This is a genomic window from Dietzia sp. B19, from assembly GCF_014145155.1.
GTDB classification, from domain to species: Bacteria; Actinomycetota; Actinomycetes; order Mycobacteriales; family Mycobacteriaceae; genus Dietzia; species Dietzia natronolimnaea.
The window spans coordinates 1-2735 of record NZ_JAALED010000282.1 but is presented as its reverse complement, the minus strand read 5'-3'; the positions used below and the strand labels follow the sequence as shown (position 1 = coordinate 2735).

Annotated in this window: 1 protein-coding gene and 2 pseudogenes; all 3 read left to right on the top strand. The window is 71.7% G+C overall.

The window, feature by feature from the left end; genetic code table 11:
- A pseudogene (locus G6020_RS08895) lies at positions 1 to 257 on the top strand (hypothetical protein); the annotation flags it as partial.
- 45 nt (positions 258 to 302) lie between these two features.
- Positions 303 to 2516 (top strand): urease subunit alpha, encoded by a 2214-nt coding sequence (gene ureC, locus G6020_RS08890; protein WP_182610369.1) that lies wholly within the window; start codon positions 303 to 305, stop codon positions 2514 to 2516.
- A pseudogene (locus tag G6020_RS08885) lies at positions 2513 to 2735 on the top strand (urease accessory protein); the annotation flags it as partial. The gene ureC and the pseudogene G6020_RS08885, both read left to right, overlap by 4 nt.

The following is a 2735-nucleotide window of genomic DNA, read 5'->3' as shown; positions in this document are numbered from 1 at the left end:
GGTCGGAGCGTCCGATGGTCGTGAGCGCCACGTTGGCCCCGTCGCCGGTCACCGGCCGGGACCTGCCCGGCGAGGGCGAGTACCTGCTGGGCCCGGCCGTGTTGCGCAGCGTGATCGACACCCGCGTGCGCGAGGCGGTCCACCGGCTCGATCACGGACGGGACGGCATCGACGCGGCGCTCGACGCCGAGGACGGCCACGGTTACGCCCATTCCCACGTGGCGGCCGACGGCAGCGTCTACACCCACTCGCACTAGCCCCCACTCCACCAACCCACCACCACACCGACCCCGAGGAGCGCGATGTCCGGATCCGGGAAGTACCAGTACGGCGACGGCGACATCACGCTGGGCGCCGGGCGCGCGACCGTCGAACTCGCGGTGACCAACACCGGAGACCGCGCCGTCCAGGTGGGCTCGCACTACCACTTCTTCGAGGCCAACCGCGAGCTCCGGTTCGACCGGCCCGCCGCATACGGGCGCCACCTGGCGATCGGCGCGGGCCTGGCGGTGCGGTTCGAACCCGGTCAGACCCGCACGGTGCGGCTGGTGGACTACGCCGGCGAGCGCGTCTGCCACGGCTTCTCCGGGCTGGTCGACGGTCGTCTCGACGATCCGGCCGTGCGTGAGCGCGCGCTGGGGCGCATGCGCGACGGCGGGTTCCTCTGCGACAGCGCGGACGTGGCCGATGACGACGACAACGAGGCCCGGCCGCCCGCGGACGGTGTTCCCGTCGCCGAGGGCCCGCCGACCGTGCTCCCGCGCGCGACCTACACCGACATCTACGGTCCCACGGTCGGGGACCGACTGACGTTGGCGGACACGGTGTTGACCGTCGAGGTCACGGTTGATCACAACGCCGTCACCACCGACGGGTCGTCCGGCTACGGCGAGGAGGCCGTCTACGGCGGCGGCAAGGCGATCCGGGACGGCATGGCGCAGGACCCGGCCGGCACGCGGGCCTCGGGCGCGCTCGACCTGGTGATCACCGGGGCCACGATCCTCGACGCCGTGATCGGCGTGGTCAAGGGCGACATCGGGGTGCGCGACGGCCGGATCGTGGCCGTGGGCAAGGCCGGGAACCCGCACCTGCAGGACGGAGTGCACCCCGAGCTGGTGATCGGCCCCGGCACGGAGGTGGTGGCGGGCGAGCACAAGATCGTCACCGCCGGGGGAGTGGACACCCACATCCACTTCATCGCCCCACAGCAGGTGGACGAGGCCCTGTCCAACGGGGTGACCACCATGTTCGGCGGAGGGACCGGCCCGTCCGAGGGCACCAAGGGGACCACCTGCACGCCGGGCGCCTGGAACATCGGCCGGATGCTGCAGGCCGCCGACGGGCTGCCGGTGAACATCGGGATCCTGGGCAAGGGCAACACCTCACAGCCCGAGTCGGCGGTCGAGCAGATCGTGGCCGGAGCGGCGGGACTGAAGATCCACGAGGACTGGGGGACCACCCCGGCGACCATCCGCTGCGTGCAGGAGGTCGCCGACCAGTACGACGTGCAGGTCGCGATCCACACCGACACCCTCAACGAGTCCGGCTTCTACGAGGACACCCGCGCCGCGTTCGGCGACTCGACCATCCACACCTTCCACTCCGAGGGCGCCGGCGGCGGCCACGCGCCCGACATCCTGCGGGTGTGCGGCGAGCCCAACGTCCTGCCCGCCTCCACCAACCCGACGCTGCCGTACACGGTCAACTCGGTCGACGAGCTGCTCGACATGGTGATGGTCTGCCACCACCTGTCGCACGACATCCCCGAGGACGTCAGCTTCGCCGACTCCCGCGTGCGGGCCGAGACCATCGCCGCCGAGACCGTGCTGCACGACGAGGGCATCATCTCGATCTTCTCGTCCGACTCGCAGGCCATGGGACGGATCGGGGAGTCGTGGCAACGGGCGTTCCAGACCGCCCACCACTGCCGGGTCGAGCGCGGGCCGCTGCCCGAGGACGTGGTCGCGTCCCCCGACGGTCAGGGCGGGGCGCGCAACGACAACGAGCGGGTCCTGCGCTACGTCGCCAAGATGACCATCAACCCCGCCATCGCCGCGGGAATCGCCGATCACCTGGGCTCGATCGAACCCGGCAAGCTCGCGGACCTGGTGGTGTGGCCGGTCGACTCGTTCGCCGCCAAGCCCTCGCTGGTGATCAAAGGGGGGATGATCGTGTGGGCGCCGATGGGCGACCCGAACGCCTCCCTTCCCACCCCGCAGCCCGTGATCTACCGCCCGATGTTCGGCGCGTACGGCGGGGCCATGCAGTCCACCCGCGTGACGTTCCTGTCCGCGGCCGCGATCGAGGCCGGCGTGCCCGAGCAACTGGGCCTGACCTCACCGTGCCTGCCCGTGCGCGGGTGCCGGGGGATCGGCAAGAAGGACATGGTCCGCAACGACCGCTGCCCGGAGATCGAGGTGGACCCCGACACGTACGTGGTGACCGTCGACGGCGAGCCCGCCACCATCGCCCCGGCCACCACGCTGCCGCTGGCCCAGCTGCACTACCTGGCATGAGCGGCACCGATCTGTCGCGGCTGCTGCTCGCGTTGCAGTTCACCGACTCGTCCTTCCCCTCCGGGATGTACACCCTGTCCCACGGGCTCGAGGGGCTGGCCCAGCGCGGGGAGGTCGACGCCCGGCGCCTACCGGAGGTGCTGCACTCGATGCTGCGCCACGCCATCGGCCCGGCGGACTCGGTCGCGCTCGCGCTCGCGTGGGCGGCCACCCGCGAGC

Coding starts and splice junctions, on each gene's coding strand:
- ureC (WP_182610369.1), top strand. CDS start 303: ATGTCCGGATCCGGGAAGTACCAGTACGGCGACGGCGACATCACGCTG.